At 63.1% G+C, this 25,109-nt stretch carries 25 protein-coding genes, 1 tRNA gene and 2 pseudogenes; 16 read left to right on the top strand and 12 right to left on the bottom strand.

What is annotated here, in order from left to right:
* Positions 1–94: 94 nt before the first annotated feature.
* On the top strand, positions 95–967 hold the full coding sequence (locus tag EN786_RS24155) for a FecR domain-containing protein (RefSeq protein WP_127285543.1): 873 nt from the start codon (positions 95–97) through the stop codon (positions 965–967).
* 146 nt (positions 968–1,113) lie between these two features.
* Here the strand turns inward: EN786_RS24155 and EN786_RS24150 are convergent, their stop codons facing one another.
* From EN786_RS24150 to EN786_RS24135, 4 genes are all read right to left on the bottom strand, one after another.
* Positions 1,114–3,318, bottom strand: coding sequence for an adenylate/guanylate cyclase domain-containing protein (locus EN786_RS24150; RefSeq protein WP_127285544.1), 2,205 nt, complete (start codon positions 3,316–3,318; stop codon positions 1,114–1,116).
* A 713-nt stretch (positions 3,319–4,031) separates the two neighbouring features.
* Complete coding sequence (locus EN786_RS24145) at positions 4,032–4,328, bottom strand: DUF982 domain-containing protein (RefSeq protein ID WP_127285545.1); 297 nt, start codon at positions 4,326–4,328, stop codon at positions 4,032–4,034.
* 113 nt (positions 4,329–4,441) lie between these two features.
* A complete protein-coding gene (locus EN786_RS24140) occupies positions 4,442–4,678 on the bottom strand; it encodes a hypothetical protein (protein ID WP_127285546.1) in 237 nt (78 codons plus the stop codon).
* A 115-nt stretch (positions 4,679–4,793) separates the two neighbouring features.
* Entirely contained in the window at positions 4,794–5,180 is a 387-nt protein-coding gene (locus EN786_RS24135) for a hypothetical protein (RefSeq protein WP_245478495.1), read from the bottom strand.
* A 236-nt stretch (positions 5,181–5,416) separates the two neighbouring features.
* Here EN786_RS24135 and map point away from each other — a divergent pair, with 236 nt between their 5' ends.
* The 10 genes and pseudogenes from map (at position 5,417) to EN786_RS24085 (ending at position 14,035) form a co-directional block, all read left to right on the top strand.
* Positions 5,417–6,244 (top strand): type I methionyl aminopeptidase, encoded by an 828-nt coding sequence (gene map, locus EN786_RS24130; protein ID WP_127285547.1) that lies wholly within the window; start codon positions 5,417–5,419, stop codon positions 6,242–6,244.
* Between the two features lie 31 nt (positions 6,245–6,275).
* Positions 6,276–7,046: a DNA repair protein RadC gene (radC, locus tag EN786_RS24125; protein ID WP_127285548.1), complete on the top strand. Its 771-nt coding sequence runs from the start codon at positions 6,276–6,278 to the stop codon at positions 7,044–7,046.
* Between the two features lie 590 nt (positions 7,047–7,636).
* Positions 7,637–7,843 (top strand): annotated as a pseudogene (locus EN786_RS24120) (JAB domain-containing protein); the annotation flags it as partial.
* A gap of 142 nt (positions 7,844–7,985) precedes the next feature.
* On the top strand, positions 7,986–8,750 hold the full coding sequence (locus EN786_RS24115; RefSeq protein ID WP_348630777.1) for a TIGR01458 family HAD-type hydrolase: 765 nt from the start codon (positions 7,986–7,988) through the stop codon (positions 8,748–8,750).
* Between the two features lie 154 nt (positions 8,751–8,904).
* The gene (locus EN786_RS24110) at positions 8,905–9,777 is read left to right on the top strand and encodes a cytochrome c oxidase subunit II (protein WP_127284343.1); all 873 of its coding nucleotides are present in this window, start codon (positions 8,905–8,907) and stop codon (positions 9,775–9,777) included.
* 21 nt (positions 9,778–9,798) lie between these two features.
* Positions 9,799–11,568, top strand: coding sequence for a cytochrome c oxidase subunit I (locus tag EN786_RS24105; RefSeq protein ID WP_127284344.1), 1,770 nt, complete (start codon positions 9,799–9,801; stop codon positions 11,566–11,568).
* On the top strand, positions 11,565–12,269 hold the full coding sequence (locus EN786_RS24100; RefSeq protein ID WP_127284345.1) for a cytochrome c oxidase subunit 3: 705 nt from the start codon (positions 11,565–11,567) through the stop codon (positions 12,267–12,269). Before EN786_RS24105 ends, EN786_RS24100 begins: the two co-directional genes overlap by 4 nt.
* Positions 12,270–12,280: 11 nt before the next feature.
* A complete protein-coding gene (locus EN786_RS24095; protein WP_127284346.1) occupies positions 12,281–13,003 on the top strand; it encodes a heme-copper oxidase subunit III family protein in 723 nt (240 codons plus the stop codon).
* 26 nt (positions 13,004–13,029) lie between these two features.
* Positions 13,030–13,428: a cytochrome C oxidase subunit IV family protein gene (locus tag EN786_RS24090; protein ID WP_127284347.1), complete on the top strand. Its 399-nt coding sequence runs from the start codon at positions 13,030–13,032 to the stop codon at positions 13,426–13,428.
* A gap of 133 nt (positions 13,429–13,561) precedes the next feature.
* Positions 13,562–14,035 carry an aminoacyl-tRNA deacylase gene (locus tag EN786_RS24085; RefSeq protein ID WP_127284348.1) on the top strand — a complete coding sequence of 158 codons (474 nt, stop codon included), beginning with the start codon at positions 13,562–13,564 and terminating at the stop codon, positions 14,033–14,035.
* Between the two features lie 58 nt (positions 14,036–14,093).
* Here the strand turns inward: EN786_RS24085 and EN786_RS24080 are convergent, their stop codons facing one another.
* From EN786_RS24080 to tig, 4 genes are all read right to left on the bottom strand, one after another.
* Complete coding sequence (locus EN786_RS24080) at positions 14,094–14,912, bottom strand: DUF2189 domain-containing protein (protein ID WP_127284349.1); 819 nt, start codon at positions 14,910–14,912, stop codon at positions 14,094–14,096.
* 346 nt (positions 14,913–15,258) lie between these two features.
* The gene (locus EN786_RS24075; protein WP_127284350.1) at positions 15,259–16,188 is read right to left on the bottom strand and encodes a heme o synthase; all 930 of its coding nucleotides are present in this window, start codon (positions 16,186–16,188) and stop codon (positions 15,259–15,261) included.
* 33 nt (positions 16,189–16,221) lie between these two features.
* Positions 16,222–16,602, bottom strand: a complete 381-nt coding sequence (locus tag EN786_RS24070; protein ID WP_127284351.1) for a cytochrome c family protein — start codon at positions 16,600–16,602, stop codon at positions 16,222–16,224.
* Positions 16,603–16,877: 275 nt separating this feature from the next.
* Complete coding sequence (gene tig, locus EN786_RS24065) at positions 16,878–18,368, bottom strand: trigger factor (RefSeq protein WP_127284359.1); 1,491 nt, start codon at positions 18,366–18,368, stop codon at positions 16,878–16,880.
* A 341-nt stretch (positions 18,369–18,709) separates the two neighbouring features.
* On the opposite strand from tig, the gene EN786_RS24060 reads away from it, so the two are divergent.
* Positions 18,710–18,792: transfer RNA gene (locus tag EN786_RS24060), tRNA-Leu, on the top strand.
* Between the two features lie 32 nt (positions 18,793–18,824).
* Here EN786_RS24060 and EN786_RS24055 read toward each other — a convergent pair.
* From EN786_RS24055 to EN786_RS24045, 3 genes are read right to left on the bottom strand one after another with little or no spacing between them, the layout of a single operon-like run.
* Complete coding sequence (locus EN786_RS24055) at positions 18,825–20,273, bottom strand: aromatic amino acid lyase (RefSeq protein WP_127284352.1); 1,449 nt, start codon at positions 20,271–20,273, stop codon at positions 18,825–18,827.
* 54 nt (positions 20,274–20,327) lie between these two features.
* Positions 20,328–20,912, bottom strand: a complete 585-nt coding sequence (locus EN786_RS24050; RefSeq protein WP_127309821.1) for a GDYXXLXY domain-containing protein — start codon at positions 20,910–20,912, stop codon at positions 20,328–20,330.
* A complete protein-coding gene (locus EN786_RS24045) occupies positions 20,909–22,027 on the bottom strand; it encodes a DUF2157 domain-containing protein (protein WP_127284354.1) in 1,119 nt (372 codons plus the stop codon). Before EN786_RS24045 ends, EN786_RS24050 begins: the two co-directional genes overlap by 4 nt.
* Positions 22,028–22,264: 237 nt before the next feature.
* Between EN786_RS24045 and EN786_RS24040 the strand changes: the two genes are divergently transcribed.
* The 4 genes from EN786_RS24040 (at position 22,265) to EN786_RS24025 (ending at position 24,943) form a co-directional block, all read left to right on the top strand.
* The gene (locus tag EN786_RS24040) at positions 22,265–22,405 is read left to right on the top strand and encodes a DUF1127 domain-containing protein (protein WP_006335194.1); all 141 of its coding nucleotides are present in this window, start codon (positions 22,265–22,267) and stop codon (positions 22,403–22,405) included.
* Positions 22,406–22,456: 51 nt separating this feature from the next.
* Positions 22,457–22,597 (top strand): DUF1127 domain-containing protein, encoded by a 141-nt coding sequence (locus EN786_RS24035; protein ID WP_126054215.1) that lies wholly within the window; start codon positions 22,457–22,459, stop codon positions 22,595–22,597.
* Positions 22,598–23,044: 447 nt separating this feature from the next.
* The gene (trmFO, locus tag EN786_RS24030) at positions 23,045–24,454 is read left to right on the top strand and encodes a methylenetetrahydrofolate--tRNA-(uracil(54)-C(5))-methyltransferase (FADH(2)-oxidizing) TrmFO (protein WP_127309820.1); all 1,410 of its coding nucleotides are present in this window, start codon (positions 23,045–23,047) and stop codon (positions 24,452–24,454) included.
* 3 nt (positions 24,455–24,457) lie between these two features.
* The gene (locus EN786_RS24025) at positions 24,458–24,943 is read left to right on the top strand and encodes a T6SS immunity protein Tdi1 domain-containing protein (RefSeq protein ID WP_127309819.1); all 486 of its coding nucleotides are present in this window, start codon (positions 24,458–24,460) and stop codon (positions 24,941–24,943) included.
* Positions 24,944–24,977: 34 nt separating this feature from the next.
* Here EN786_RS24025 and EN786_RS24020 read toward each other — a convergent pair.
* A pseudogene (locus tag EN786_RS24020) lies at positions 24,978–25,109 on the bottom strand (IS481 family transposase); the annotation flags it as partial.

Below are 25,109 nucleotides of genomic sequence, written 5' to 3'. Positions count from 1 at the left end.
GGATTGTGGCTCTGCCCTACTCCATTTGAGGTATGCCCTGACGTAAGGACAGCCTTTTGCGCATGTGCTAATAAGCCATGGCAGGAGGGATGCCATGCCGTCCTTGAGGTGGGCTGCTGTTGTCGCGCTTGCCGCGACGCTCAGCAATACGACACCGATAGCCGCCGCCGAAACAGTCGGCAAGGCCGTCGTGATCAAGACTGCCGTCACCGGCGCAACCGGACCGCTGGTGGTCAGCGCGCCCGTTCATCGGGACGAACGTATCAGGACATCCAATACCGGGCTTGGCCAATTCGTGTTCCTGGATGGCACCAAACTGGCTGTAGGGTGGGGCTCTTCCGTCGTCATCGACAAGTACGTCTTCAACGATGATAATTCGGTGAAGAACCTTACTATCCGCGCCGCCAAGGGAACGTTTCGCTGGATAAGCGGAAGCTCGTCCTCGTCCGCCTACCAGATCGTCACGCCCGCGGGCACGATAGGGGTGCGGGGAACAGCATTCGACGTTCACATCGCGCCCAACGGCAAAACCGCCGTCGTGCTCCTGAAGGGGTCGGCTCGGTTCTGCAGCGGTGGCGGATGCAGGGAACTGAAGCAGCGCTGCGATTGTGTGGTCGCGTCGCCATCAGGCGCAATGAGCGACGTTACCAAGGTCAATCGATCTGTGCTCACCGCACTCGGCACCCAGCGGGCGTTGCCGTTTCTGACCGGCACTCAGCAGCTTTCGGGAGGCTTCGGTACCGGCGGAAATTGCGGGCTTAAGGTCGCCATTCAGCAGGAGCATACGCCGCGGCCGCAGCAGCAACGGGCGCCCAGTCCACCCAGTCCGGGCACACCCAATCCGCCGGATCCGCCGGACCCGCCGGCCCCGCCAACGGATGACGGCAACAACGGTCATGGAAATGACCCGGGCAAGCACGACCCCAGCAATCCCGGAAAATCCTACGGTCCTGGCCGAAAATACTGATAGGGCAAGCGCAACAGACAGCCGCTCTTTTTCCTGGCGCGTCCTGCGCTCGGCTTCGCTGGCCGGTCGGGGCTGAGTCCTTCTAGATCGGTGTGGCCGAAAAAGAGCAGCGAGCGCGGCGGCCAACTGCCGTGTCCAAATGCAGGTCAGGAGTTGGAGCCGAATTGTTGCTCCGCATAGCCGGCAGTCGCTTCCACCCCCGCTCCCGCCCGTTTGGCAAGAAAATCATCCGCTCTGCGCGATATCCTGCCATAGAAGTCCTGCAAGCCCGCCGGCAAGCCCGCGGCCTTGGCTTTGGCCGCCGCGATGATCTTTCGGCTGCCTGGCGAGCGCGAACGCAACGCCTCGATGAGCTTGCCGTGCAGAAGCCGCAATTCCGCAAAATCCGGCGACGAGGCAACACTTTCATCGCCGACGACGGCATTGATTCTCGTCCTCGCCCTTTTTCCCTTGAGCTCCAGCGATCCCGCGTCGAGGAAAGCCCAGCCTGGCAGCGATCTTACGGTGTCGTCGGACGCGAGGATGTCGAAGCTCACCGTCTTGCACACCGTCTCGATACGCGCTGCGGTGTTCACTGCGTCGCCCACCGCCGAATAGTTGAATCGCGACTCAGCACCCATGTTTCCCACGCAGGCGACGCCGGTATGGATTCCGATGCCGATGCGAACCGCCTGCTCGGCCCCGAATCCGAATGCGTCGCTTTCGTTGAGGCGGGCAATCGTCTCGCGCATGGCCAATGCCGCGCGAACGGCTTTGGCGGGATGATCGGCGACATCGATTGGGGCATTCCAAAAGGCCATGATCGAATCGCCGATGAACTTGTCGAGTGTGCCTTCGTTGGCGGTGACATGACGGCTGAGCGCGTCGAGAAGCGTGTTCAGAAACCCCACGACGGCGGTGGGCGGCAGTCTTTCGCTGATCTCGGTGAAGTTGCGTACATCGACAAACATCACGGTCAACTCGCGGTCGTCGCCGCCAAGACGAAGCGCGTCGCGGGTGTGCTCGATACGGTAGAGCAGCGATGGCGACAAATATTGACCGAACGCCCGCCGGATAGCGCGCCGCTCCCGGTCAGTCACCAGGAAGCGGAAAGAGGTGGTCGCGAAATGCGTGATCGAGCCCATGACGATTGGCGCAAACGGGTCGAACAGCAGTCCCGCAAGCGAAAAGGCAAGCCATGATGCAACGAGCGCCATGCCGGTGATCGCCAGGCCGCAGGCGAGAGCAATCGCAGGGCTCACGAAAATCGTGAGAAGCACCAGAAGGCTGCCCAGCATCGCGATCGACGCGATTTCCAGCCCGTTTGCCCAGTCGGGCCGCGACAGATAGTGGCCGGACAGCACCTGTTCAACCATCTGCGCGTGGAGCGAGACGCCCGGCACGTTCTCACCGAGCGCCGTGACACGAATATCCTGCAGCCCGGCGGAGGAAGTGCCGACAAACACGATGTTGCCTTCGATCGCGGCCCTTGTTTGGGGCGAGACGCCATTGGGTGCAAGCACGTCCTTCGCCGAAACATACCGTTCCGCCCTGTCGGGGCTGACATAGAGCCAGAGTTCGCCTGCCGAGGTCACCGGGATAACGAAGTCGCCGATCTTGACGGAGGTCATTATGCCCTGCCCCTCGGGCGCGCCGGCAATCAGATAGGTGGAGGCGCCCTGCGCTACCCTCATGGCTTCGAGAGCAAGACCCGGATAAAGCTGCTCGCCATCACTCAGAAAGAGTGGAGCTGTCCTCACCACAGCGGTCGATTTGCCTGGATTGAGGCTGATATGTCCGATGCCGGCGGCATTGGCCTCAAGCTGCGGCCGCAGCGGTGTGGCTGCCTTGATATGGGGAGGAGCATCGACCGGGCTCTCGCCGGTAAAGGCAATGCCAGCCTTCACCTGCGGGTGATAGGTCCCTTCGTTGGAGATGCCGTAACCCAGGACAACCGGCTTGCCGGCGATCGACCGGGCGAAGATCTCGTCGTTGTCGGGCAGGCGATCGAGCAGGGCAGGATCGATGCCTGGCACGTCGCGGACAACAGTGCGAGGCGACAGACGATCGGGCTCGGCGAAAAGGATGTCGAATGCGACGACTGCCGCGCCAAGCTCCGCCAGTTTATCGACCAGGGCGGCCATGCGATCCCTGGGCCACGGCCACTGCCCGAACTGCCGCAACGAAGCCTCGTCTATGTCGACCACGCGGACGGGCATCGCCTCGAAGCTGCGAGGTGCCAGCCGCTGATATTGGTCGAAAGTCGCTTCGCGGGCGAGTCTCAACGGCTGCGGGTCGCTCGCCCGGACAATGGTCAGCGCCGCTACCAGCGACAGGCCCAGGACGACGCCGGCCAACTGAGCGCGTGTCATGACCTCTGCACCAGTTGCTGAGCCGCGTCCTGCATGGTCCCGCCGGGAAGTAGCTTCTCGAACCCCAGGCTAGGCTGCATTGTTCCCGGCGAAAGCGCAATCGCTAACCCTACCGCCCTAAGGAGTAGTGCAGTTCTGGCGCTGGCGACTTGCGTAGCCACGACGAACCCAACCGCCGAAAACGCGAGATCGCGCCTCGGACAGAAACGCGCTGTTAAGGCCGTTCGCGGGTGACAGGAGTCGGCCTCCGCTCGAAAGTGTAAAGTTCGGCCTGCTCTCAGCCGTGGAGGCGGGAATGCATTTGCTTCGGATGGCACTCCTGTGCGCGGCCATTGTCGGCTTGGCAGGGCCGCTGGCCGTTAGCGCTGAGGAGCAGCCTGCTCCGCCGAACGGGCAAGCGGTGCCAGAGCAGCCGTCAGTTCATTGCGAGGGGCAAAATTGCCTGCCCCCGGCCGAGGACCCTGTCCTGGAGTGCAAGGGGCAAGACTGCGCGCCGGCTCCAGCGACGGACCAGACGCCAGCTCCGGAGATTGAACAGGTCAAGTGAGCAAGCATCAGCCGGAACCTGGAACAGGCAGTCGAGCGACGTCGACCGAATGGGCACAAGGTGCCTGCGCTTTCGCGAGGCGCCTGGAGGGCTTCAGGGTTGGGACGGCGACAAGCCGGACCTGAAATTCAGCCGCTAGATGCCGGCAAAGGCGGACGATGCGAGCTTAGGCCCGCAGTCCCCTCGCCTCGCCGCCGCGCTTACCGGGAACCATCATGTCCCTGGCGAGCAGGCCGCTGACGCGGCAGAACGCCATGAACGCGCGGCAGGCATCCTCGGTCTTGACCACGTCCACCGTGGCGCCGAAGCAGGCATTGAAGGCGGCCTCATGGACCTTGCCCTGGCGGCGGGCCGGCCAGGCCTGCAGGAAATCCAGCGCCTGCTCGACGCCGTAGATCTCCTCGACCGGCAGGCCGGGCGCCGGGGTAATGCGCACCGGCACCTCGAATTGCAATCTGTCCATTCCAAGTCTCCCCGACCGGTGCTGTCACGGCACCGGCGTTCGTCCTGAAAAATCGCTTTGGCCGGGCTTTTGACTCAGGAATGTGTCCTGAGTGCGGTAAGCCCGGCCTGCGCTCATTGGTTGGCCGGATCGGTCTCTGCCTCGAAAGCCATGCGGCTGACGAAGAACAGGGCGTAGGCCGAGGGCACGGCGAAAATGGCGCCGAGCACCATCGCCGCTGTTCCCGCCATGCCGAGCGTCTCGGCGACCGCCCAAAAAACGGTTCCGATGCAGATGATCACCTGGACCGAGAGAAACAGCGCGGCCGAGACACCGCGCGTCAGTGTCTTGAATGTCTTGATGCGTTGCATTGAATATGTTTCCGAAAATGGCGCGCCACGCGGCGACGGACGGCCAACGGCCGCCGCGCGGTTCGCGACGCGAAAAGTGGGGAATGGTTGAAGGTGCGGTCTGGGACCGCTCAATTCAAGCGAAAGGCGGCGCGCGCGGCTGGTTGGTGCTCGCCTGCCGGGCGGAGGTGGCGGCTGGAGCGGCCGCCGCCTGGATCGGCGAAACCTGGTCGACGAGGAGTGCAAGGGTCGCCGGCGCAAGCGCGCCATTGGCGCTGCCCAGGAACTTGACCGGCAGCGCCCGGCCGGCGCGGATTTCGAGCGCCTGCGTCTTGCCGGTGATGCGCAGCAGCGCGACCTGGTCGCCCTGCCGCGCCACGCTGATGCCGGCGCCGCCCGAAGCGGCAGCGCTGATCGCCTGTTGCTGGGCGAGACCGAGCAGCGACACCAGCAGCAGGGCCATCAGCCCCGAGCAGGCCGCCCTGATCGCCGACAGCGATGAGTTTGCGCGCGCGTACGCCATCAAGTCTCCAACTCTTCCCTTCGCCTACCCCGTCGAGCTGCAAAAGGAAAGCGCTGCGCCGACCCGGGCGCCGGACCAGGCGGCGGCTTGGACATCCTCCGTAGAGGCCAAATAGAGCGGGCTTAAGTCCGTCAGCGGCAGTTCGTCCTTGAACCTTGCGGCTTCCGGTGCCAAATCTGGGAAGATTTTCGCGACGGCTCGCATCAGGAGCCAACCCACCCGGTAAACGGACGTAAATGGTCACCTATCTCGACGCCGCCACGGCACCGCTCAGAAACACCGGCCAGATCCGCCTCTATGGCGAGGAAGGCTTTGCCGGCATGCGCAAGGCCTGCGAACTGACGGCACGTTGCCTCGACGAGCTGGTGCCGATGGTCGCGCCCGGCGTCACCACCGAGACGATCGACCGCTTCGTCTACGAGTTCGGCATGGACCATGGCGCGCTGCCGGCGACGCTCAACTATCGCGGCTACACAAAATCGTCCTGCACCTCGATCAACCACGTCGTCTGCCACGGCATTCCCGACAACAAGCCGCTGAAGGATGGCGACATCGTCAACATCGACGTCACCTACATCCTCGACGGCTGGCACGGCGATTCCTCGCGCATGTACCCGGTGGGCACCATCAAGCGCGCCGCCGAGCGCCTGCTCGAGGTCACCCACGAGTGCCTGATGCGCGGCATCGCCGCGATCAGGCCCGGCGCCCGCACCGGCGCCATCGGCGCCGCCATCCAGACCTATGCCGAGGCAGAGCGCTGCTCGGTGGTGCGCGATTTCTGCGGCCACGGCGTCGGCCAGCTCTTCCACGACGCGCCCAACATCCTGCACTACGGCACTGCCACCGAGGGCGTCGAGATGCGGCCGGGCATGATCTTCACCGTCGAGCCGATGATCAACCTCGGCCGCCCGCATGTGAAGGTGCTGTCGGACGGCTGGACCGCGGTGACGCGCGACCGCTCGCTGTCGGCGCAGTACGAGCACACGATCGGCGTCACCGACACCGGCTGCGAGATCTTCACGCTCTCGCCGAAAAAACTCGATCGGCCTGGTTTACTGGCCTAGTCTTCCCTCAATGCCTTCGGGGGGCGGGTTCATGGGAAAAACCGGCGACGACGAGCGGGGATTTTTCTCCGAGCGGTGGATCGAACCGCCGGCCGGCAAAGCGGCGGCCGAAAAGAAGGCGACACCAGAACAGCCGCACTATCATGGCCATCGCGACCGTTTGCGCGAGCGTTTCACGGCCGCCGGCCCCGACGCCCTCCCCGACTACGAGCTTCTCGAACTGCTGCTCTTCCGGCTGATCCCGCGCGTCGACACCAAGCCGATCGCCAAGGCCTTGCTGGCCCGCTTCGGCACCTTCGCCGAAGTGCTCGGCGCGCCGGTTGCGCTGCTGCAGGAAGTCAAGGGCATCGGCCCTTCGGTGGCGGTCGACCTGAAGGTGATCGCCGCGGCGGCGCAGCGCATGGCGCGCGGCGAGGTGCGCGGCCGCGAAATCGTCGCGAACTGGACGCAGCTTCTCGACTATTGCCGGTCAGTCATGGCCTTCGAGAACCGCGAGCAGTTCCGCGTGCTCTTCCTCGACAAGAAGAACGGGCTGATTGCCGACGAGGTGCAGCAGGTCGGCACCGTCGACCACACGCCGGTCTATCCGCGCGAGGTGGTCAAGCGCGCGCTGGAACTCTCGGCCAGCGCCATCATCCTGGTTCATAACCACCCCTCCGGAGATCCGACGCCGTCGCGCGCGGACATCGAGATGACCAAGCAGATCATCGACACCGCCAAACCGCTCGGCATCGCCGTCCACGACCACCTCATCATCGGCAGGAACGGCAACGCGAGCATGAAGGGGCTGCTGTTGATTTAAGGCTGGAGGCCGGCATCAGCGCGCGCGTACAAGCCTATTGGCGCCCCCCCGAAACACTGCGCCCGAAATCAGCTGAAGGATTTTGAATTTGTCAAGCATGCTACGAGAGGACCGCTCACCATTGCGAATCACGGTCACTCGACGGCGAGATGCATAAATATTTTAGGTACCACTAGATCTATCTTGCGATAAAATCATGCCATTAATAATTTCATATATTATCACCAATGGGTGCATAGTTAGATGATCGGAAGGAAAATCTTCTCTGTATATAGATTTCATACAAGTCGCGTACACCCCCAGAAGCTCGTATAAATCATCATCTTCAATAGAAGATCTAGGGAGACCTTTGCGAGTCCTGGCGGCACTATAACTATAAAGCTCTATCAGACCATTAATCGCGCTGGAGAGATATCTTCGATCGAGCGCCATTTCATTTCTGGAGGCTAGAGTATCCAGATGGCTCATTAAGGGCCTAAATAGCTCAGTGCCTTGATCGGGGGTATTCATTGCTTCCACCCATCCCACGGCTTTGGTCCCAATCCCAAACCTTGAAGCCAGCCCTCTGGGTAGTCAATACCGCCACAATCATTGTCAAGCGCGCGCTGGAGCTTTCGGCCAGCGCCATCATCCTGGTCCACAACCACCCCTCCGGCGATCCGACGCCGTCGCGCGCGGACATCGAGATGACCAAGCAGATCATCGACACCGCAAAGCCGCTCGGCATCGCCGTCCACGACCACCTCATCATCGGCAGGAAAGGCAATGCGAGTATGAAGGGGTTGCTGCTGATCTGAGCTCGGTGTCGATCTCCGCCCCGCGCCGGCGACATGGCTCGACGAAGGCACAAGTAGCAGGACAGCTCTTCGCCGCAACCTCGTTCCTTTCGCATTTGACGCATAGCGGACTCCTCGTCATGCTGGGGTGATGACAAGGGGCGTGCTGTTGGACCTTGCAGGCGTCATCTATGATGGCGGGACCGCCATACCGGGCGGCGTCGACGCTGTCGCTCGATTGCGCCGGGCTGGCCTTTCCATACGCTTCGTCAGCAACACCACGCGCTCGTCGAAGCAACGGGTTCTCGACCATCTCGCGGCGATTGGCCTGATCGCGGCCAAGGCGGACGTCTTCACGCCGGCGCAGGCGGCGCGGGAATGGCTGCTTCGCAACGGCCGCGCGCCGTATCTGCTGGTCCACCCCGGTCTCGAGCCGGACTTTCACGAACTGCCAAGTCGCGACAAGCGCGCCGTCATCATCGGCGATGCCGGCGAGACCTTGACCTATGCGGTGCTGAACGACGCCTTCCGCGAATTGACCGCGGGGGCCGAACTGCTGGCTCTCGCCACCAACCGGACATTTCGCGATGCCGATGGCGGGCTCAGCCTCGATGCGGGACCGTTCGTGGCGGCGCTGGAATTTGCCTCGCTGAAACGCGCCACCGTTCTCGGCAAGCCGTCACCGGCATTCTTTCTCTCGGCGCTGGCTTCGATGAACTGCCCGCCGGAACAGGCGATCATGGTCGGCGACGACGCCGAGGCCGACATAGCCGGCGCGCTCCGCGCCGGACTTTCGGGTGCCCTGCTGGTGCGCACCGGCAAATATCGCCGCGGCGACGAGAAGCGGTTCGATCCGCCGCCGACCGCAACCGTCGCCGATCTCGCGGCGGCGGCCGACTGGATCATCGCGCGCTCCGGCCCGGGCTGAAATCGAGGCTCCGCGACCGCGGGACTCGCAAGTTTGTCCACATATATATCCCACCCATAGTCGGCTCTGGAATTTCAACCGCAAATCACGCTATGATGATCTTGGCACTCGCCGGGACGGCTCCGCGCCCCCTCGATTGCCGGGAGGACGGGACATGGCCATTGCGCTTGTACTCGTTTTGGTTGTTGTGGGCTCGGTGCTGTTTCACTTCCTGAGCCCATGGTGGTGGACGCCGATTGCCTCGAACTGGGACTATATCGACCACACCATCATCATAACCTTCTGGATCACCGGCGTCGTCTTCGCCGCCGTGGTGCTTTTCATGGCCTATTGCGTGTTCCGCTTCCGTCACCGGGAGGGCAGCCGCGCCGCCTATGAACCGGAGAACAAGCGCCTCGAATGGTGGCTGACGGTCATCACCGGGGTCGGCGTCACCGCCCTTCTGGTGCCCGGCCTGTTCGTCTGGAGCCGCTTCGTCAATGTCCCGAGCGACGCGACCGAGGTCGAAGTCATCGGCCAGCAATGGCAATGGAGTTTCCGCTTGCCCGGCAAGGACGGCAAGCTCGGCACCTCGGACACCCGCGACATCACGGCTGAAAATCCGCTCGGCGTCATCCCAGGCGATCCCAACGGCCAGGACGATGTTGTGGTCGAGGCCGCCGATCTGCATCTGCCGATCGGCAAGCCGGTCAAGATGGTGCTGCGCTCGGTCGACGTGCTGCACGATTTCTACATACCGGAGTTCCGCGCCAAGATGGACATGATCCCGGGCTCGGTCACCTATTTCTGGTTCACGCCTACCAGGACCGGAACCTTCCAGGTCCTGTGCGCGGAACTCTGCGGCCAGGGCCACCCGCTGATGCACGGCGTGGTCATGGTCGACACCGAACAGGACTATCTGGCCTGGCTGGGCCAGCAGCAGACTTTCGCGCAACTGTCGGCGCCCCAGAAGACGGGCTCGGCCGACCAGGCGACGGCGTCTGGTCTGAACGTTGCGGCAAAGCTCGAAACTGTCGAGGCTCGCTGAACAGGGCACGGAGGTGCCGCCATGGTCGATATCACGCCTGCAGATGCCGTCCCGCCCGCCGAAGTCGCGGAAATGGAGCTCTACCATCCGCACAGTTGGTGGACGAAATACGTCTTCTCGCAGGACGCCAAGGTCATCGCCATCCAGTATTCGGCGACGGCAACGGCGATCGGCTTCGTCGCGCTCAGCCTGTCCTGGCTGATGCGGCTGCAGCTCGGCTTCCCCGGCACCTTCGACTTCATCACCCCCGAGGCCTATTACCAGTTCATCACCATGCACGGCATGATCATGGTGATCTACCTGCTCACTGCGCTCTTCCTCGGCGGCTTTGGCAACTACCTGATCCCGCTGATGGTCGGCGCGCGCGACATGGTCTTTCCCTATGTCAACATGCTGAGCTACTGGATCTACCTGCTGGCCGTGCTGGTTCTGGTGTCGAGCTTCTTTGCGCCTGGCGGACCGACCGGCGCCGGCTGGACGCTCTACCCGCCGCAGGCCATCATGACCGGCACGCCCGGCGGCCAGGACTGGGGCATCATCCTGATGCTCGCTTCCCTCATCCTGTTCATCATCGGCTTCACCATGGGCGGCCTGAACTATGTCGTGACGGTGCTGCAGGCGCGCACCCGCGGCATGACGATGATGCGCCTGCCGCTCACCGTCTGGGGCATCTTCACCGCCACCGTGATGGCGCTGCTCGCCTTTCCCGCGCTGTTCGTCGCCTGCGTCATGATGCTGCTCGACCGCGTGCTCGGCACCTCCTTCTTCATGCCGGCGATCGTCGAGATGGGCGAACAACTGCAGCACAATGGCGGCAGCCCGATCCTGTTCCAGCATCTGTTCTGGTTCTTTGGCCACCCCGAGGTCTACATCGTCGCGCTGCCGGCCTTCGGCATCGTCTCCGACCTGATCAGCACCCATGCGCGCAAGAACATCTTCGGCTATCGCATGATGGTCTGGGCCATTGTCGGCATCGGCGCGCTGAGCTTCGTGGTCTGGGCGCACCACATGTATGTCAGCGGCATGCACCCCTATTTCGGCTTCTTCTTCGCCACCACCACGCTGATCATCGCCATTCCGACCGCCATCAAGGTCTACAACTGGGTGCTGACGCTGTGGCGCGGCGACATCCATCTCACCATACCGATGCTGTTCGCGCTCGCCTTCATCGTCACCTTCGTCAATGGCGGGCTGACCGGCCTGTTCCTCGGCAACGTCGTCGTCGACGTTCCGCTGTCGGACACGATGTTCGTCGTCGCCCATTTCCACATGGTCATGGGCGTCGCCCCGATCCTGGTAATCCTCGGCGCGATCTACCACTGGTATCCGAAAGTCACCGGCCGCATGCTCGACGAGACGCTCGGCCGGTTCCATTTCTGGGTGACCTTCCTTGGCGCCTATCTGATCTTCTTCCCCATGCACTATCTCGGCCTGATCGGCATTCCGCGGCGCTACGCGGAGTTGACCGACATGACGATCATGACGGAGTCGGCCCATCATCTGAATTCGTTCATATCGATCATGGCCTTCATCGTCGGCTTCGCCCAGATGGTGTTCCTGTTCAACCTGATCTGGAGCATCCGCCATGGCCGCGAGGCCGGCGGCAACCCATGGCGGGCGACGACGCTCGAATGGCAGACGCCGCAGACGCCGCCGGCTCACGGCAATTTCGGCAAGGAACTGCCGATCGTCTATCGCTGGGCTTATGACTACAGCGTGCCGGGTGCCAAGGAGGACTTCATTCCGCAGAACGTGCCGGGCAATTTCGGCCTCTCCAAGGAGCCGGCATGAGCGTCATCCTGGTCTTCCTGGCTGTGATCGCCGGCTTTGCCGGCTGGTGGCTTTCGCACCAGCGGCTGACCGCCAAGCCGTGGCTGGAGCAAGGCCTGGCCGGCGATTTCGTCGGCCTCGACCGGTCGGCCTTGCCCACCGCCAAGATCGGGCTCGGTGTCTTCCTCGCCGTGGTCGGCTGCCTGTTCTCGCTGTTCACCAGCGCCTATTTCATGCGCATGGGCCTGTCGGACTGGCGGCCGCTGCCTTTGCCGCGCCTGCTCTGGCTGAACACCGGCGTGCTCGTGCTGAGCAGCATCGCGCTGCAATGCGCCGTGGTCGCCGCGCGCAAGGGCCAGATCGACAATGTCCGGCTCGGCCTTGCCACGGCCGGTTTCACCTCTTTCGCCTTCCTGATCGGACAGTTAATGGCGTGGCGGCAATTGACCGAGGACGGCTACCTGCTCGCTGCCAACCCGGCCAACAGCTTCTTCTATCTGATCACCGGAATGCATGGCCTGCACATACTGGGCGGCCTGATCGGTCTCGGCAGGACCAGCGTCGGCGCCTGGAACGGCGCACGCCCTGAGCGGCTGCGCCTCGGCGTCGAACTCTGCGCCATGTACTGGCATTTCCTGCTTTTCGTCTGGCTCTGCATCTTCGCCCTTCTGGCCGGCTGGGCCGCCACATTCATCGACATTTGCCGTGGGCTGCTGACCTGAGGAGGCAGGGTATGTCCGAGACGACTCTGACGCATAGCGGCCAAACGGCGCCAAGGCCGGCCGGCTTGAAAGGCATTGCCGCCGACTGGGCCTCGGACCAGCGCGCGTTCAAGAACGTGTCCTGGGGCAAGGCCATGATGTGGATCTTCCTGCTCAGCGACACCTTCATCTTCGGCTGCTTCCTGCTCTCCTACATGACCGCGCGCATATCGACGCGCGTGCCGTGGCCGAACCCGAGCGAGGTCTTTGCGCTGCGCATCGGCGGCCAGGAGATCCCCCTGATCCTGATCGCCATCATGACCTTCGTGCTGATCTCGAGCAGCGGCACGATGGCCATGGCGGTCAATTTCGGCTACCGCCACGACCGCCGCAAGACCGCGATCCTGATGCTTTTGACCGCGGCGCTCGGTGCGACCTTCGTCGGCATGCAGGCCTTCGAATGGACCAAGCTGATCACCGAAGGCGTGCGGCCCTGGGGCAACCCATGGGGCGCCGCGCAGTTCGGTTCGTGCTTCTTCATGATCACCGGTTTCCACGGCACCCATGTGACCATCGGCGTGATCTTCCTGATCATCGTGGCGCGCAAGGTCTGGCGTGGCGACTACGATGTCGGACGGCCCGGCTTCTTCACCAGCCGCAGGGGCCGCTACGAGAACGTCGAGATCATGGGCCTCTACTGGCACTTCGTCGACCTGGTCTGGGTCTTCATTTTCGCCTTCTTCTATCTTTGGTGAGAGGCAGGCTTTGGTGAGAGGAAGCTATGGCTGAAGCAACCGCAAACGGCCTCGGGCAACACGCACTGCACGGCGACCACGCGCATGATACTGCGACGGTCGCCGTGGCCGAGGCGCATCAGGAACATCCGATCAAGCTCTATCTGGTGGTCTGGGTGTGGCTGTTCATCCTCAGCACCTGCTCCTACCTGGTCGACTATTTCGGTCTGCACGGCTATCTCAGATGGTCGTTGATCCTGATCTTCATGATGCTCAAGGCCGGACTGATCGTCGCTGTCTTCATGCACATGGCCTGGGAAAGGCTGGCGCTGGCCTATGCGATCATCCTGCCGCCGATATTGGTGCTGGTGTTCACGATGATGATGGTCTTCGAGTCCGACTACACGCTTTTCACCCGCATCACGTTTTTCGGTGCCGGACCCTGACGCTCAGCCGGAGTTGCTGGACGGCCGCCTCGCCTTGAAACAATGGATGGCTGAGCCATCTTTGTCGGCATCGGAAACGGTGGGAGACCGCCGTCATTTCAATGCGTCACAACTCAAGACAAGAGGCGCCAAAATGACGATCGCGAACAAACTCAAGCATTTCATCGATGGCAAGGGAGTTTTCTACGACACCGTCGAGCATCACCGCACGTCCACCAGCCGGCAATCGGCCATAGCCGCCCATGTGCCAGGCAGCATCATGGCCAAATCGGTGGTCGTTCACCATGAGCTCGGCTATGCGCTGGCCGTGGTCCCGAGCACCCACAGGATCGAGCTCGGCACCTTGCAAAGCATCATGGACAAGCGGCTCGGGCTCGCTTCCGAAGACGAGGTGGTCTCGCTCTTCGGCGATTGCGACGTGGGCGCCGTCCCGCCGATCGGCGCCGCCTATGACGTGCCGGTGATCCTCGACGAAAGCCTCGGCGCCGCCGACGACATCTATTTCGAGGGCGGCGACCACAGGACGCTCGTGCATGTCAGCGGCAAGGACTTTCGCAACCTGACCACGGATGCGCGCCAGGCTCGCTTCAGCCATCCGGCCTACTGAGAAATCGAGAGAACTACCGAGAGATCGGGGCCGCGCCGAAACGGCGCGGCCCCAAAGCTCAACCTGCCGGCTTGGCCGAAGGCGGCGGTTCCACCACCTTGCGGTAGACATGCCAGGTGGCATGGCCGAGGATCGGCAGCACCACCGCCAGCCCGGCGAACACCGGGATCGAGCCGATGATCAGCGCGACGGCGACGATCAGCCCCCAGACCGCCATGACGACCGGGTTCGCCATCACCACGCGCACCGAGGTGTGGATGGCTTCGTAGGCGCCGACATCGCGGTCGAGCAGCAGCGGGAAGGCGACCACTGTGGTGCACAACACCACCACGGCAAAGACGAAGCCGATGGCGTGACCAAGCACGATCAGCGTCCAGCCGCGTCCGGTGGCGAATATCTCATTGATGAAGCCGGACAGCGATGCAGGCGGCGCCGGGCCGAAAAGCTGCACGTAGAATGCCTGGGCGGTCAAAAGCCAGGCGATGAAGATCGCAAACAGCATGATCCCGACGGCGGCGATCGACGGCAGGGCGGGAGAGTTCTTGACCTCGAAGGCATGGCTCCAGGAGGCATCGATACCGGCCTCCCGTCGGCGGCTGATCTCATAGAGGCCGATTGCCGCGAACGGGCCGAGCAGCGCGAAGCCGGAGACCAGCGGGAACAGCAGCGGCAACGCATTGGCGCCCGACGTCCAGGCGGCGAGAACCACGCCCACCAGCGGATAGATCAGGCAGAGGAACACGATATGCGAGGGCTTGACCATGAAATCGTCGACGCCGCGTCTGAGAGCGTCGAAAAGATCGGAAACGCCGATTTTTCGAATTCTTGTATGCTCCAGCGTTTCGCTGGCACCTGCAATCACGTGAAAGCTCGCCATGAACCATTCCTCCAGATCAGGTCCGGCAAGGTCGCGGTTTCATGGTGCGATCGATCTGCGTGATTGGTCACGCCAACCGCGACCTGCACCGCAATCACCATACTCTCTTGCGCGGGACTTGTCGCCCTTTGTCGGCTAGGGTTCCCGCGGTCGTCAGCCATAAGCTGGTTCAAAAACAGCTTTTTCGCTATTCTCTGCCGGGTCGAAGGTGAAGGTCATGGACACGCGGACGCTTCTCATACTCGGCCTCGGGATACTCATTCTGCTGCTGCTGGGGTTTTTCGCGCTGCCGGCGTGACGTCGCCGGCAGTCATCCCCTCCGGCGACTGAGGCTCATGCCATCGGTTCAGAATGAACCGACCGCGCGCGCGACAATGGTATCGGCGAGCAGCGTGGCGAAGATCGCGAAGAGATAGGCGATCGAAAAGGCAAACAGCGCCTTCGCCGGCCTCATCTCCTTGTCGGGCGCGGCCAGCACCTTCCAGGCATGCCAGATGAAGCCGATGCCCAACGCGGTTGCGACTGCCCCGTAGAAGCCGCTGGCGAAACCGAACGGCCAGGGCAGCACGCCGATCGGCGCCAGGATGAGCGCATAGGCGAAGATCTGCCTGCGGGTCGACGCCTCGCCCGCCACGTTCGGCATCATCGGAATGCCGGCGGCGGCGTAGTCACCGACCTTGAACAAGGCCAGCGCCCAGAAGTGCGGTGGCGTCCACAGGAAGATGATCAGGAACAGGATGGAGCTTTCGATCCCGACGGCGCCGGTGGCCGCCGCCCAGCCGATGACTGGCGGAAGCGCCCCCGCCGCGCCGCCTATGACGATGTTCTGCGGCGTCGAGCGCTTCAGCCACATGGTGTAGATGACGACGTAGAAGAAGATGGTGAAGGCAAGCAGCGACGCGGCGAGCCAGCCGACCAGCACGCCGAGCGTCATCACCGAAAGCGCCGAAAGCACCAGGCCGAAACCGAGCGCCTCGCCAGGGCTGACGCGGCCCGACGGCACCGGCCGCTTTGCGGTGCGCGACATCAGTGCATCGATATCGGCGTCGTACCACATGTTGAGCGCGCCCGCCGCCCCTGCCCCGATGGCGATCGCCGCTATCGCGATCACCGCGATGACCGGGTTCATCGCGCCGGGCGCCGTCATCAAGCCGACGAAAGCGGTGAAGACGGCAAGCGCCATGACGCGCGGCTTGAGCAGTGCGAAGAAATCGGCGGCCGTCGCTTCCGAGAGGCGAATGCCGGTGTCCTCGAGGCGACTTTCCCTAGTCGACATTGCAGGCGACCACCGATGGAGGCAGGAGAATGACTATTGCGAGAATTGCTTGAGATAAGCGATGACGTTGGCCACGTCCTGGTCATTCTTGAGACCGGCAAACGCCATCTTGGTCCCTTTGACCATGGCCTTGGGATCGTGAAGGTAGGTCGTCAGAGTCGGCTCGTCCCATTTGACGCCGGACTTGCCGGCATCGATCATCGCCTGGGAGTAGGTGAAATCAGGGTGCGTGCCCGCCGTGCGGCCAATGACGCCATGCAATGACGGGCCGATCTTGTTCTTGTCCTCGTCCGCGATGTGGCAGACCTTGCATTTGACGAAGACCTTCTCACCCGCCGCGGCGTCCTGCGCCTGCGAGGGATGCGCGGTGAAGGCTGTTACGGACATGGCTGCAATAAATGCGATGGCGCGCATATGGCACTTCCTCCCTGGTCGTCATCCTTGCCTTTGACGATTTACGCAGCCGCTCACGTCGGCTTGCGCCCCTAGATGGCAAGTACGGAATATCCGCACTGCCGCAGTGGAATTGCGGCACCTACATACCACGGATTCCAGCCGGCGGATAGAAAAAGCCAGAGATTGCGAAGGTTTAGAGCGCGCGCTGAGAGCGGGTCGGCACACCGACGAGACAGCCACAACGAAAAAGGCCGCCCGAGGGCGGCCTTTCACGATTGAACAAAGTGCACCGCTTATTCGGCGTCCTTGGCCGCCTTCTTCTTCGGCGCGGCCTTCTTCTTGGGCTCTTCGGCGTCGTCGCCGGCCTTGGCTTCACTTGCCTTGGCTTCTGCCTTCTTCGACGCGGCCTTCTTCGCCGGCTTTGCCTTGGTCGCGGTCTCGCCCTCTTCGTCGTCGGCCATCAGCTCTTCCTTGCTGACCTTGACGTCGGTGACCGAAATCTGGCCGAGCAGATGGTCGACCACCTTCTCCTCGAACATCGGCGCGCGCAGCGTGTTCAGCGCATCCGGATTGCTGCGGTAGAATTCGAAAGCTTCCTGCTGCTGGTTGGCCGGGAAGCGGCGAACCTGCTCGAACAGACCGCGCTGCAGCTCCTCGTCCGAAACGGTGACGCCGGCCTTCTCGCCGATCTCGGCGAGCACCAGACCGAGGCGCACGCGGCGTTCGGCCAGGCGCATATATTCGGCGCGCGCCTCTTCCTCCGTCGTCTCCTCGTCGGCGAAAGTGCGGCCGGCGGCTTCCAGATCGCGATTGACCTGGCTCCAGATGTTGTTGAACTCGGCCTCGACGAGCTTCGAGGGCGCCTCGAACGCGTAGGACGCGTCGAGCTGGTCGAGCAGCTGGCGCTTGACCTTCTGGCGCGTCATCGAGCCGAACTGGTTCTCGATCTGGCCGCGCACGATCTCGCGCAGGCGCTCCAGCGATTCCAGGCCAAGGTTCTTGGCGGTCTCGTCGTTGATCTCCAGTTCGCCGGGCTTCGCCACTTCCTTGACGGTGACGTCGAAGGTGGCTTCCTTGCCGGCCAGATGCGCTGCCTGGTAGTTCTCCGGGAAGGTGACGGTCACCTGCTTTTCGTCGCCGGCCTTGGCGCCGATCAGCTGGTCCTCGAAGCCCGGGATGAACTCCTTGGAGCCGAGCACCAGCGGCTGGTCGTTGCCGGCGCCGCCCGAGAAAGCCTCGCCGCCGATCTTGCCGACATAGTCGATCGTCACGCGGTCGCCCTCGGCGGCCTTGCCGGTCTTCGGCTCATAGCTGCGGGCCGATTCGGCGATGCGCTTGACCTGGTCGTCGATTTCCGTGTCCGGCACGTCGAACACCTGGCGCGTCACCTTGATGTCGGAAAAGTCCTTGATCTCGATCGCCGGGATGATCTCGTAGTTGAGGCGGAACTCGAAATCGGCGCCGCCGGCCAGGATCTTCTCGGCCTCTTTCTCGTCCTCGGTCATGATCACTTCAGGCTGCATGGCGGCCTTCTCGCCGCGCCCCGAAATGATCGAACGGGTCGAATCGTTGAGGATCTCGTTGACCACTTCGGCCATGAACGACTTGCCGTAGACCTTGCGCAGGTGCTGCACCGGCACCTTGCCGGGACGGAAGCCGTTGATACGGACCTTGTTGCGGGCATCCGTCAGCCGCGCCATCAGCTTGGCTTCCATGTCACCGGCCGGCACGGTGATCTTGATCTCGCGCTTGAGACCGGAATTGAGCGTTTCGGTGACCTGCATCATAAAACCTTTGTTCTCACCCATGAGGCTGCCAGGCGGTTCATGCCGCTTACAGCCTGCCGGTATAATCTTGCCGGGAATGGCTTTTGGTACGGAAGCTGGCGGCTTGACCGCTAAAGCGGCTCAAATCCTTCCAAACTGCGTTCCAAGATGTGAATAAGTCTTTGTTTTTCCTACTTCTTATCACATTCTGCAGAAGCGGATCGTCGCGTCCCGTCACATTCGACACGCCTTTTGTCACACGCCGGCCTAATTTTCAACCATCTTCGCATTGTGGCGAATGACAGCCATTTGGGCTGCGACATTGACAGAATGATGGCTACATGGGATTGCCGGGCGGCGCGGGTATGGCGGAACTGGTAGACGCACCAGATTTAGGTTCTGGCGAGCAATCGTGGGGGTTCGAGTCCCTCTACCCGCACCATCCGCTTCGGCTGACAGACCGAGGCGCCGCGGCTATGCCTCGAAGACCTTGCCGGTAAACCATTCGCTCAATCTCGCCAGTTCCGGCCCCAGCACGCGGTCATCACTGACCGGCGGCACGATGGCCCTGATGTCGGCAACGAAGGGCCGAAGCGCCGGCGGCGCCTCGCGCCCGGTGACGTAAAGCGCCTGCGAGGCGATCATCGCCAGCATCGCCATCGCCGCGTCCAGGCAGCGGCCGGCGATCGCCTCTTTCGTCCAGGCGAGGAACGCCGTCGTCGCGACATCGTCCTGGCCGGCGCCGGCAGATTCCGTGCCCGGGATGAAGGTGCGTTGCGCCGCAAGCTTCGCCTGTTCCAGATAGCCGGTGATCGCCATCGGCACGTAGCCGACATTGCCGTGGCCGTCGCTGTCGGCCCAATGCCGGTCGGCCATCAGCAGATCGGGAAGCAGCGAGACCTTGCCGTTCAGCAGCTTTGAGGCATGGCGGTCGCAGAGCAGGCAGATGTCGGCCCAGATCGCCGCCAGATCGTCGAGCGCCGGCGTCGCCATCGCATTGTGATAACCGCCGGTGCTGATGCAGCGCCCGAGCGGATGGGCCTCGTCCGGCGGGACGTAGACCGGATTGTCCGAGATCGACGCCAGCGACACGGTCGCCGCCCGTTCTGCGCCGGACAGCGCGCGATGCGCCTGTCCCAGCACGCGCGGCACGATGCGGTAGCTGACGGGCGCCTGATAGTTGCGCCGCCCGTCGCCGGCGCCGACGAGATACTCCCTCAGCCCTTGCAGCGCCGCCGCTTCCTGCTCGTCGCCCCAAAGCCCGTCGAGCGCGGCATCGTAATGCTCGAGCGGAGCGCGAAACGCCTCGATCGACAGCGCGAACACCTTGTGCGCCATTTGAATGCGGCGACGCGCGGCGAGGGCGGCGTCGGCGACCAACGCCGCCGCGCAGGGCGAGCCGTTGATCAGCGATCCCCGCTCCTTGACCTCCAGGTCGAAGCGCGTCGAAAGCGCGGCGAATAGCGGATAGAGAGCCAAGATCTCGCCGGCGCCCCCCTGGCCCTGCGACGGCACGATCGGCATCGGCCCGCCGTCCAGCATGGCAGCGACAGCTTCAGCGATGCGCGGCGAAGTGGCGGCGTTGCCCTCGATGAAATTGGTGAGGCGGGCAAGAACGATCGCCCTGACCACACGCTCCGGCAGCGGCTCGCCAAACGAAGTCGCGGCCGCGAACGCCTTGATGCGCGCGTGACGGTCCCGTTCGTCACGCTCGAGCTTCCGGCTCGCCAGTTCGCCCATCGCGGTGGTGACGCCGTAGATGATCGGTGGCGGCTCGGATTCGATAAGACGCAGGAACGAGGCGCGGCACGCGGCGATCCGCTGCAAGGCCTTGTCGCTGATCCGCACCCCCTCCTTGCGCCAGGCGACACGAAACACAGTATCGAGGTTGATGTCGCCCCGCGCCGTCAGCTCAATCGTCATGCTTCACACAGTTCGGAGGGGATCATCAGGGTCACGCCGGGTGGCAATGCGGAGCTAGTAGAGCGGCTCCTCGAACAGCGTCTTGTCGCCGTCCATCAGCGCCTTGATCTGCGGGGTGCCGTCGCCGGCGATGGCGACACGGACGGCGAACGGCCGCACCCGCATGTCGTTCTGGATCGCCATGCCCTCGCCTTCCGGCAGATAGAAGCGCTCGATGCCGTAGTCCGGAGTGATCGATGCGCCCTCTTCGCGCAGGCCCCAACCGTCGTTGATATGTCCGACGATATCGGCTTCGTCCGCGGCGGCCGGCGCTGGCGCGGCGCCAAACCAGGCCGTTGTCGGTTGCCAATAGCCGTCTGCGCCCTTTTTCAGCCGGACCACGATCGAGGTGTCGTCGCTCACGAGTTTGTCGGCCGGGATGTTGGCTATCAGCTTTACCGGGATGCGCGATATCTCGTAGCCCAGGAAAATATAGTCGCCACGCAAGAGGTCGCGCGGATCGATTGGCTCGACCTTCAAAAGCACCTGCTTGCCGTCGCGCAGGATCGCCGCCCGCCCGGCGATGATCCAGCCGAGGAAGCCGATCTGGACGAGCGCCAGCAGCAGCGCCGAGATGATCAGTCTTTTGCCGGTCATCATGCAAGGGCTCCTTCGCTGCGCGGCGTGTTCATGCGCTTTTCGACGCGGATGATGACCAGCGCCATTGTGCCGAGCAGCAGCGCGGCGGCCAGGAAGAAGCCGGCGGTGCCGAGCATCGACTGCAGCATCACCACATAGATGATGGCGAGCTCGAAGGCGAAGCCGGCATAGGCGACCCAGCGCAGACCCCTGCTCTCGCGGCCGCCCAGCATGATCGCAGCGACGATGGCGGCGAGCGCCACCGCCGAGGCAATGGCGAAGGCGCCATTGTAGCTCGCCTCGTCGGCCAGTTCGAACTGGACCATCGCCATGCCGGTGAGGAAACCGATCAGCGCGTGCAGGGGCAGACGGCCGCCGAGTTGCACGATCCTGTCGATCGGCTCGGCGGCGAAGACCGCGGCTGCAAAAAGCAGCGCCGAAACGAGCGCCAGCGGAACCGACACCTGCAGCGTGTTGTGATCCATCGACAGCAGCACGAGATAGAACAGGACCGACAGGATGATCAGGTGCCGCGCCGCCTGGCTGCGGGTCCAGAACGAAATCGCGAACAGCACCAGCACAATGGCCGGGAAGAGATGGGGAAATTCCGAGCGCCGGAAAAAGCCGCCCCATTTGAGGAGCAGCCAGGCGTCGGCGATGCCGACGGAAACGACAGTGAGCGGGTTCGAGCGTAGCGCGACCGCTGCCAGCGCCGTGCCGGCGCCCCACGTGAGCAGCGCCGAGGCCTCGTCGCCGGTCAGATGATACATCTGGCCGATCAGCGCGATCGATCCGCCGAAGGCCGCCGCCGCCACGATCCACAGCGCCTCGCCTATGGCCGCGTGGTCGCGTGTCTTCAGCACCGCGCCGCCGACATAACCAGCCAGGATGGCGGTGAACAGCGCCGCGACGCGGACCAGGCGCGGAATGGCTTCCCAGTTGGCTGCGACGAAGATCAGGATCGCGGCGCCGAACAGCAGCGCCGCCATCATCGCCAGGATCGACCCGAAGCTCAGCGACTTGCGCTCGTTGGCCTCGATATCGCGCACCAGCGCCTCGGCCGTCGGCGCGTCGATCAGGCCGGTCTGCCGCCATCGGGCGATGTCTGACCTGACCCGCGAAGCATAGCTCGCCATTTTCTTTTCCCCCTGCCCTCGGTCTTTTATTCAGGCCACCCGGTCAAACCGTTGACGCTACGGCATTTTCCGATTCGGGTTTCTTTATGTCGAAGCCGTGAACGCGCGTTAATGTTGCATTGCACAATTTGCATTGCTGCCATGCGCCAATGGCACTTTTAAATCGATATGACCCCACCTATTTTCTGTTCGTACACAAACGGAATGATCCGAACGAAAGACGAAACGAGCACTACCATGAACCTGATCCGCAACTACCGCAACTGGCGCCGCTACCGGGACACCGTCTCCGAGCTGAGCCGCCTGTCGAACCGTGAACTGACCGACCTCGGCATCAGCCGCAGCGACATCCACTACGTCGCTCGCAAGGCGGTCTAATCCTCTTCGGACCGCGAATGGTCCGAACCAGTTTTGAAGAAGAGAACGACAATGAACCTGATCCGCAACTATCGTAACTGGCGCGTTTATCGCGAGACGGTTACCGAGCTGGGTCGTCTGTCGAATCGCCAGCTCCATGATCTCGGCATCGTCCGTGACGAGATCAAGATGGTCGCCCGCAAGGCGGTCTAAGTACAAGAATTTCGCCAGGGTCGACCTCCTCCCCGACCCTGACGGATACGGCCAACCCTTACCTCCTCCCAAGGGTTGACCATTGAAACGGCGCCCGCCGGACCTCCTCCCCCGGCGGGCGTTGTTCCCGAAGCGAACGCAGTTCGTCTTCGAAGCGAACATAGTTCGTCTTTCGAAGCGAACATGGTTCGTCTTCCAAAGGTTTCGCCCCTTTTCAAACGGCGAAAGGAATTTCGTCAGAGCCGACCTCCTCCCCGGCGATGACGAATACGGTCGATCTTCACCTCCTCCCGAGGATCGACCCCCAAAACGACACCCGCCGGACCTCCTCCCCCGGCGGGTGTTGTGTTTCTGAGGCCGGCTTTGCCGCCCTTCGGCCCGCCATCGGCCCTTTCCAGTCCTTCGCGCCAATTGCAATCGCGGCGACAAGCGATTATTCCGGCGCCTATGAGCAAAAATCTCGTTCACGTCATCGGCGGCGGCCTCGCCGGCTCCGAAGCCGCCTGGCAGATCGCTGAGGCCGGCGTTCCGGTCGTGCTGCATGAGATGCGGCCCGTCCGCGGCACCGATGCGCACAAGACCGATGGCCTGGCCGAGCTCGTCTGCTCCAACTCCTTCCGTTCCGACGATGCCGAAACCAACGCGGTCGGCCTGCTCCATGCCGAGATGCGGCTTGCCGGCTCGCTGATCATGAGCGCCGGCGACGCGCACCAGGTGCCGGCCGGCGGCGCGCTGGCCGTCGACCGAGACGGGTTTTCCGAGGCGGTGACCCGAAAGATCGAGGCGCACCCGCTGATCACCATCGAGCGCGAGGAAGTGCCGGGCCTGCCGCCGGCGGACTGGGATGAGGCGATCATCGCCACCGGTCCGCTGACCGCGCCTTCGCTTGCCCAGTCGATCGCGCAGGCGACCGGCGCCGATGCGCTCGCCTTCTTCGATGCGATCGCGCCGATCGTGCATTTCGACACGATCGACATGAACACCTGCTGGTTCCAGTCGCGCTACGACAAGGTCGGCCCCGGCGGCACCGGCAAGGACTACATCAACTGCCCGATGGACAAGGACCAGTATCTCGCCTTCGTCCAGGCGCTGGTCGACGGCCAGAAGACCGAGTTCAAAGAATGGGAAGGCACGCCCTATTTCGACGGTTGCCTGCCGATCGAGGTGATGGCCGAGCGTGGCGTCGAGACACTGCGCCACGGACCGATGAAGCCGATGGGGCTGACCAACGTCCACAATCCATCGGTGAAGGCGTACGCCGTCGTCCAGCTGCGCCAGGACAATGCACTGGGCACGCTCTACAATATGGTCGGCTTCCAGACCAAGCTGAAGCATGCCGAGCAGGTGCGCGTGTTCCGCACCATTCCGGGCTTGGAGAACGCCGACTTTGCCCGCCTCGGCGGCTTGCACCGCAACACCTACATCAACTCGCCGACGCTGCTCGATGCCTCGCTGCAGCTGAAGTCACGGCCGGGCCTGCGCTTTGCCGGCCAGATCACCGGCTGCGAGGGCTATGTCGAGAGCGCCGCGATCGGCCTGCTCGCCGGCCGTTTCGCCGCTGCCGAAAGGCTCGGCCATCAGGCCGCGCCGCCGCCACTCACCACCGCCTTCGGCGCGCTGCTCAACCACATTACCGGCGGCCACATCGTCTCCGACGACGAGCCCGGCAAGCGTTCCTTCCAGCCGATGAACGTCAATTTCGGGCTGTTCCCGCCTGTCGAGGCACCGAAGTCCGACGGCAAGCGGCTGCGCGGCAAGGACAAGACCGTTGCCAAGCGCCACGCGATCACGTCGCGCGCCCTCGCGGATTGCAGGCAATGGCTGGGGTTGCCCGTGCGGGCCGAAGCGGCGGAGTAATCGGTGACTGATGTCATCTGGCAGGACATCGCGTTCCAATTTGAGCCAGATGTCGCGCATACGGTAGCGAAAGCGTGGTCGTGGCTTTTGCCAGAGCCTTGGACCCCACTTGTCTGCTCAATGGTGGGAGGCATGTTTGTCGAGCGACCCAACAATGAGGTTCATTGGCTAGACACCGGAACCGGTTTGGTCGAGCGGGTGGCTCGCAATCGGACACTTTTTGATGAGATGATCCGAATCTCTCATGATCTCGTTGACGAGTGGTTCCTGCCACCGCTTGTGGGACGCCTTCATGCCGCGGGCAAGAAGCCTAAGGTGGGAGAATGCTACGGCTTTACCATCTTGCCAGTCTTCGCCGAGGGCAAATTCGACGTCGAGAACATGTTCGTAGTTCCAGTCAGCGAGCAGTTCATCGGCATGGCCGAGGTTCATCGCCAGATTAACGAATTGCCCGACGGCTCACCGGTGCGGATCAAGGTCGTCGATTAGGTTGGTAAGCTGCTCCGCCGGCTCAGCGGCCGCACTAGGTGTGGAGCCTCAACAGGTTGTCCTCGGTTAGAGCGAGGCGACTGATAGGTGTTTTGGACTTTAGGCTCCCGTGGGGACGGTGCCAATTGTATCTGTGCAGCCAGACCGGCAACTCTGCGGCGCGGTG

Source organism: Mesorhizobium sp. M4B.F.Ca.ET.143.01.1.1 (genome assembly GCF_004792275.1).
GTDB lineage: Bacteria > Pseudomonadota > Alphaproteobacteria > Rhizobiales > Rhizobiaceae > Mesorhizobium > Mesorhizobium abyssinicae.
This window is presented reverse-complemented; position numbering and strand designations above follow the sequence as displayed.

Bases quoted from the DNA above. Each gene is read 5' to 3' on its own strand.
- EN786_RS24155 (WP_127285543.1), top strand. From the start codon at position 95: ATGCCGTCCTTGAGGTGGGCTGCTGTTGTCGCGCTTGCCGCGACGCTC.
- EN786_RS24150 (WP_127285544.1), bottom strand. From the start codon at position 3,318: ATGACACGCGCTCAGTTGGCCGGCGTCGTCCTGGGCCTGTCGCTGGTA.
- EN786_RS24145 (WP_127285545.1), bottom strand. From the start codon at position 4,328: ATGGACAGATTGCAATTCGAGGTGCCGGTGCGCATTACCCCGGCGCCC.
- EN786_RS24140 (WP_127285546.1), bottom strand. From the start codon at position 4,678: ATGCAACGCATCAAGACATTCAAGACACTGACGCGCGGTGTCTCGGCC.
- EN786_RS24135 (WP_245478495.1), bottom strand. From the start codon at position 5,180: ATGGCGTACGCGCGCGCAAACTCATCGCTGTCGGCGATCAGGGCGGCC.
- map (WP_127285547.1), top strand. From the start codon at position 5,417: ATGGTCACCTATCTCGACGCCGCCACGGCACCGCTCAGAAACACCGGC.
- radC (WP_127285548.1), top strand. From the start codon at position 6,276: ATGGGAAAAACCGGCGACGACGAGCGGGGATTTTTCTCCGAGCGGTGG.
- EN786_RS24110 (WP_127284343.1), top strand. From the start codon at position 8,905: ATGGCCATTGCGCTTGTACTCGTTTTGGTTGTTGTGGGCTCGGTGCTG.
- EN786_RS24105 (WP_127284344.1), top strand. From the start codon at position 9,799: ATGGTCGATATCACGCCTGCAGATGCCGTCCCGCCCGCCGAAGTCGCG.
- EN786_RS24100 (WP_127284345.1), top strand. From the start codon at position 11,565: ATGAGCGTCATCCTGGTCTTCCTGGCTGTGATCGCCGGCTTTGCCGGC.
- EN786_RS24095 (WP_127284346.1), top strand. From the start codon at position 12,281: ATGTCCGAGACGACTCTGACGCATAGCGGCCAAACGGCGCCAAGGCCG.
- EN786_RS24090 (WP_127284347.1), top strand. From the start codon at position 13,030: ATGGCTGAAGCAACCGCAAACGGCCTCGGGCAACACGCACTGCACGGC.
- EN786_RS24085 (WP_127284348.1), top strand. From the start codon at position 13,562: ATGACGATCGCGAACAAACTCAAGCATTTCATCGATGGCAAGGGAGTT.
- EN786_RS24080 (WP_127284349.1), bottom strand. From the start codon at position 14,912: ATGGCGAGCTTTCACGTGATTGCAGGTGCCAGCGAAACGCTGGAGCAT.
- EN786_RS24075 (WP_127284350.1), bottom strand. From the start codon at position 16,188: ATGTCGACTAGGGAAAGTCGCCTCGAGGACACCGGCATTCGCCTCTCG.
- EN786_RS24070 (WP_127284351.1), bottom strand. From the start codon at position 16,602: ATGCGCGCCATCGCATTTATTGCAGCCATGTCCGTAACAGCCTTCACC.
- tig (WP_127284359.1), bottom strand. From the start codon at position 18,368: ATGCAGGTCACCGAAACGCTCAATTCCGGTCTCAAGCGCGAGATCAAG.
- EN786_RS24055 (WP_127284352.1), bottom strand. From the start codon at position 20,273: ATGACGATTGAGCTGACGGCGCGGGGCGACATCAACCTCGATACTGTG.
- EN786_RS24050 (WP_127309821.1), bottom strand. From the start codon at position 20,912: ATGATGACCGGCAAAAGACTGATCATCTCGGCGCTGCTGCTGGCGCTC.
- EN786_RS24045 (WP_127284354.1), bottom strand. From the start codon at position 22,027: ATGGCGAGCTATGCTTCGCGGGTCAGGTCAGACATCGCCCGATGGCGG.
- EN786_RS24040 (WP_006335194.1), top strand. From the start codon at position 22,265: ATGAACCTGATCCGCAACTACCGCAACTGGCGCCGCTACCGGGACACC.
- EN786_RS24035 (WP_126054215.1), top strand. From the start codon at position 22,457: ATGAACCTGATCCGCAACTATCGTAACTGGCGCGTTTATCGCGAGACG.
- trmFO (WP_127309820.1), top strand. From the start codon at position 23,045: ATGAGCAAAAATCTCGTTCACGTCATCGGCGGCGGCCTCGCCGGCTCC.